The sequence below is a fragment of the Bacteroidales bacterium genome, from assembly GCA_016707785.1.
Lineage (GTDB): Bacteria > Bacteroidota > Bacteroidia > Bacteroidales > UBA4417 > UBA4417.
In genome coordinates, this window is the sequence record JADJGZ010000052.1 from 1 (window position 1) to 4,800 (window position 4,800).

The 4,800-nt window shown below is 42.9% G+C and carries 4 protein-coding genes; 2 read left to right on the top strand and 2 right to left on the bottom strand.

What is annotated here, in order from left to right; translation table 11 throughout:
* Positions 1–18 precede the first annotated feature (18 nt).
* Both IPH84_17940 and IPH84_17945 read left to right on the top strand, forming a co-directional pair.
* Entirely contained in the window at positions 19–306 is a 288-nt protein-coding gene (locus IPH84_17940; GenBank protein ID MBK7175052.1) for a hypothetical protein, read from the top strand.
* A gap of 303 nt (positions 307–609) precedes the next feature.
* Positions 610–1,317, top strand: a complete 708-nt coding sequence (locus tag IPH84_17945) for a 3'-5' exonuclease (GenBank protein MBK7175053.1) — start codon at positions 610–612, stop codon at positions 1,315–1,317.
* Between the two features lie 300 nt (positions 1,318–1,617).
* Here IPH84_17945 and IPH84_17950 read toward each other — a convergent pair whose 3' ends face one another.
* Positions 1,618–3,639: a TonB-dependent receptor gene (locus IPH84_17950; GenBank protein ID MBK7175054.1), complete on the bottom strand. Its 2,022-nt coding sequence runs from the start codon at positions 3,637–3,639 to the stop codon at positions 1,618–1,620.
* 135 nt (positions 3,640–3,774) lie between these two features.
* On the bottom strand, positions 3,775–4,800 hold a 1,026-nt coding region (locus IPH84_17955), incomplete at its 5' end, for a PQQ-dependent sugar dehydrogenase (GenBank protein MBK7175055.1).

A 4,800-nucleotide genomic window follows, 5' to 3' on the forward strand; every position in this document is an offset into this window, starting at 1 on the left:
TTTTCAAATTAACCCCACATGATCCTACTCATTCCATTGTTACTATTATTGATCCCCATCGGCCTTCAATCCTATTTCGGAGGTGATTTGCTAAAACAGCAGAAGCAGATGTACTATTTCCTGCTATCCATTGGAAATGTGGTACTGATGATCGCTATGGTATTCGCAGGAATGCTGATATCCCTCAAAGGCCAGCAAATAAAAGGCATCAGCAGTCTTTCCCCCGGATTCCTGGCTTTTGGACTTTTGGCATTATTCTTCCTAGTGGTCTATATTGTTGTCCAGGTTTACCGCAAACGTAGTTAGCCTTGATGTAATTAGCGAGTTTTCATTATTGATTAAATATCTATTTGTGTTCATTGTTTTTCATTCAGCGATTTGAGTTATTTGTGTCCTTTTTTATTTCCAATATTTTCGGATTTCCCGGATTTCATATGTTTGTATGCAATATTGGTTTCATTAAGTAGGAATTTTTCAAATTGTCGAATTGCCGAATTGTCGAATTGTCAAATTGTCGAATTGCCGAATTGTCGAATTGTCGAATTGTCAAATTGTCAAATTGCCGAATTGCCGAATTGTCGAATTTTCAAATTTTCAAATTGTCAAATTATGTTAGAAACTATCAAAATTGAAAATATCCTGTTTTTGGATATAGAAACCGTCCCGGCCATGCCCGAATTCGGACAGCTGGATGAACGCATGTCGAAACTCTGGCAGAAAAAAGCCGAACGCATCAGGCAACTTGAAACAGATACGGTGGAAACCTTATACCCCAGGGCAGGTATCTTCCCCGAATTTGGTAAGATTATCTGCATCTCCGTGGGCTCCTTCAGAAGCGGTGAATTCCGGCTCAAATCCTTTGCAGGTGATGATGAGGCCGTCCTGCTTAAACAATTTGCCTTTCTACTAAATAGCTACTACCAAAAGCCGGAGCATATGCTCTGTGCCCATAATGGCAAGGAGTTCGACTTCCCCTATATGGCCAGGCGAATGCTGATCAATGGTATTAAGTTACCTGTCATTCTCGATACCGCCGGTAAAAAGCCCTGGGAAGTGAATCATCTCGATACCATGGAATTATGGAAGTTCGGGGATTATAAGAACTATACCTCCCTCGAATTACTGGCCGCCGTATTCAATATCCCCACTCCCAAGGATGATATTGATGGCAGCAGGGTTTGGGAAGTCTACTGGAAAGAAAACGACTTGCCCCGCATTGTCACCTATTGTTGTAAGGATGTCCTTACCGTTGCCCAGATCTTCAGGCGCTACCGGGGAGAAGAGCTGATTCCGGAGGAGAAGGTGGTGGTTGTGTAGGGAGGGTAGATGTGAGAATTCAGAATCCAGAATCAGGAGTCAGGAGTCAGAATGAAAAATGACAAAGGGAATCGTGCTCTTAAATGAATATTTATTCAGTCGGGCAGGTGCAAAACCCGGCTGACCGAGGGAATCTTACTCAGGATTGTTGATTATTGTCAGTCGGGCAGGTGAAAAATGCAAAATGCAAAATGCAAAATGAAAAATGAAAAATCTGCCTGTCTTGGGACATTTCCTTATTGATCAATAGTGGTCTAAGTCGGGCAGGTTAAAAATGCAGAATGGGAAAACAAGAAAGTTTTAAAACCGAAATTCAATTCCCGCATAAATATTTCTTGGTAATCCCGGGTAGTAATAACGTGGTTCGTTATTTCCAAATCCAATTGCATTTACCACCAGCATCGAAGCGTAATGGCTGTCAGTCAGGTTATTAATTCCTGCATAAATATTGAAAATGCCTGTTTGCTTTATTTGAAACTGAGTCGATGCTTTAATACTGACCCAAAAATATCCATTATATTTCAATGTATTCGCATCGTTTAGATGTTGATTACCTGTATATTGCAGATGAGTTAACACTTCAGTCCTGTTAACCGGATTCCATGTCAACTGCAGTTGGAGTAACTGATCAGGTATGCCGGGCAGATCATTACCATCAAATCTATTTCCATCGTCGGTAAAATCAATGAACTGGTTACGTGAAAGAGTGTAGCCAAAAGTAGAATTCAGTTTTCCGGGAAAGCGTCTGAAATCGAAAAACCGATTCCGCAACAGAAGCTCAAATCCCTGGTGACGTGTTTTCCCTGCATTCATTCCAGTAAAAACATCTTCAGTTATACGTTTGGTTACCAGAAGATCATTCAATTCAATCCAGTAAAGACTTGCATCTATTTCAACGGCTTTATCCAGGAAGGTTAATCGTGTGCCGATTTCATATTGCATGCCCTGTTCCGGTTTGATGTCAGGATTTACATCGCCTTCAGGTAACAAAGTTTCTTCAGGGGAAGGAAGTGAGAAACCATGGCCAACTGAAGCGTAAACCACGAAGTTATCACTGGCTATATAATTGAATCCGATGCGGGGCGAAACAATTAACGGGAAATTACGCTCGCCTGATTGATCTCCATTGGCAGAGTACATATCGGTGAGCTGGTAGCTGATATAATTCAAGGTGCCTGCCATCGAAATGTTAAGCCTGGATGATGGCCGGTAATTCATAATTCCAAAAATACTGAACTGATTCTGGTTTCCCCGGTTCTCGTTCAGCAGAATTTCATTTTTATCAAGTTTCCATTTGTATTGTTCAACAATCCAGTCGATTCCCAAAATCCAGTCTGTTTTTTGCCTGTAATAGCTGAGCTTGTTGCGTATTCCGGTACTCAGTGTCTGGTCGGTGAGGTTATTAAAAGGACGTTTTTCATAACTGTCGCTCCATTTACCATGGACAGTAAAATGGTTGGTGAGCTTTGAAGAAAGTATGTTCATGAGCGTAATGCCTGCCAGGGCTTTCTGGTATTTCTTGTATCCTTCTATGGCTGCCCAGTTAGGAGCCGCAGCTTGTGGATCATTTTCGAATTGTGTTTTGCCCAGCGAACTGGGGATTTCACCATTAACTTTAGTCAGCATAATCGTTGATTTTACTGACCATTTGGTTTGTTTCCACTGTGCTGTCGACAGGAACGAAGTTCGTTTATATTCATTATTTTCCCGATATCCATCCGACTGCAGGTGACTGAGGCTCCCCCACAAGTTCGCATTTCCAGTGTTAATAGTTCCCGATAAATTGGTTTTCAACGTATTGAAACTTCCATAATTCAAACTTAGGTTGCCATTGTTGTGCAATCTTACCGGGGTGTACAGATTAATGCTCCCACCCAATCCTGAACCGTATAAAGCCGAAGCGGGTCCTTTGATCACCTCAATGCGCCCCAGGCTTTGCATATCAATTTCTTCGGGTGTTGAAACGCCATCAGCAGTGGTAAGTGGAATATCGTTAAGGTACGAATGTATCCGGTTAGTGTTGTAGGGTGTCCGGCTTCCCATACCCCTGATTACGATGCGATTTGTTGCATAAGTTCCGCTTTGCATGCTTACTCCGGGGATTGTATTAAGCGATGTTGCCATATTTGTACCATCGGATAGGTTCAGGCCTTTACCGGTAAGCACTGATAAACTTCCGGGGAAAGTTCGCAGTTTATTACTTAACCGGAAACCTTCCACCCTGACTACGTCGAGCAAAATAGCTGTATCAGGAGGTTGAGTATCAGCAAAAGGCTTTTCTCCGGTTTGCGCATGTATATCCGGCAGGCTGAGAAAAAACATCAGTATTATGAAGAGTCTGATGGAATAATACATTTTAACCTACATGAGAATGAGATGATTGAAAAACCTGGGCCCGTTCGGGGAGACGGGGGGGGGGGATGTAATCAAATTGGGCCCAAGACGTGTTTACAATCATTACTCAACAGGAACCAGCTTCACAATTTTCCCGGGATTTTCGATGGCTACATAAATGAGCCCATCAGGACTGACAACTACATTGCGGACACGCCCGATTCCCTGCAGGAGTTTCTCAGTGTGAATTACAGTATGGTCCTTGATCACTACCCTTTCGAGGTACTGAAAACGAAGAGAGCCCACAAAAAGATTATTCTGCCATTTTTTGTATCGGTTGCCGGTCAGGAATGTCATACCGCAAGGAGCAATTGATGGAGTCCAGTAGTAGACGGGTTGCTCCATTCCAGCCTTTTCGGTTAATTCAGTAAGGATTGTCCCGTTGTAATTAATTCCGTAAGAAATTACAGGCCAGCCATAATTAAGTCCTGGTTTGATCAGGTTGATTTCGTCGCCACCTCGCGGACCGTGTTCCGTTTCCCAAAGTTCGCCGGTAAGTGGATGTATACAAGTGCCTTGCGGATTTCGGTGTCCGTAGCTGTAAATAGATGCAATAGCCCCTTTTGTTTTTACAAACGGATTATCTTTAGGGATGGAGCCATCATCGTTAATGCGGTGAATTTTTCCGTTTGAGTTGTCGAGATTCTGAGGGAAATCGAAATGCTGTCCCCGGTCACCGATCCCGAAAAATAAATGTCCTTTGTTGTCAAATACAAGTTTACATCCATAGTGGTGTGATCTGTCGTTTTCATGATCTCCCCTGAAAATTACCTGCTGATCTACCAGTTTATCACCATCCAGCCGCGCACGCATGACGGATGTATTGCTTAAAGTCGCGTCGTTTTTATTGTTCAATGCACTGTAAGAGAAATATATCCAGCCATTCTTTTTGTAGTCAGGATGCAGGCATAAGTCGAGCAAGCCTCCTTGTCCTTCGCCCTTGATAGGCGGCAATCCTTTGATGGGTGGTGAAAGTTTACCATCGGAGAATCGATGCAATGTTCCGGCACGTTCCGAAATAAGCAGGTCGCCATTGGGTAAAAATGCAAGTCCCCAAGGAACATTTAATCCGGTAACCACCGTGTCAAC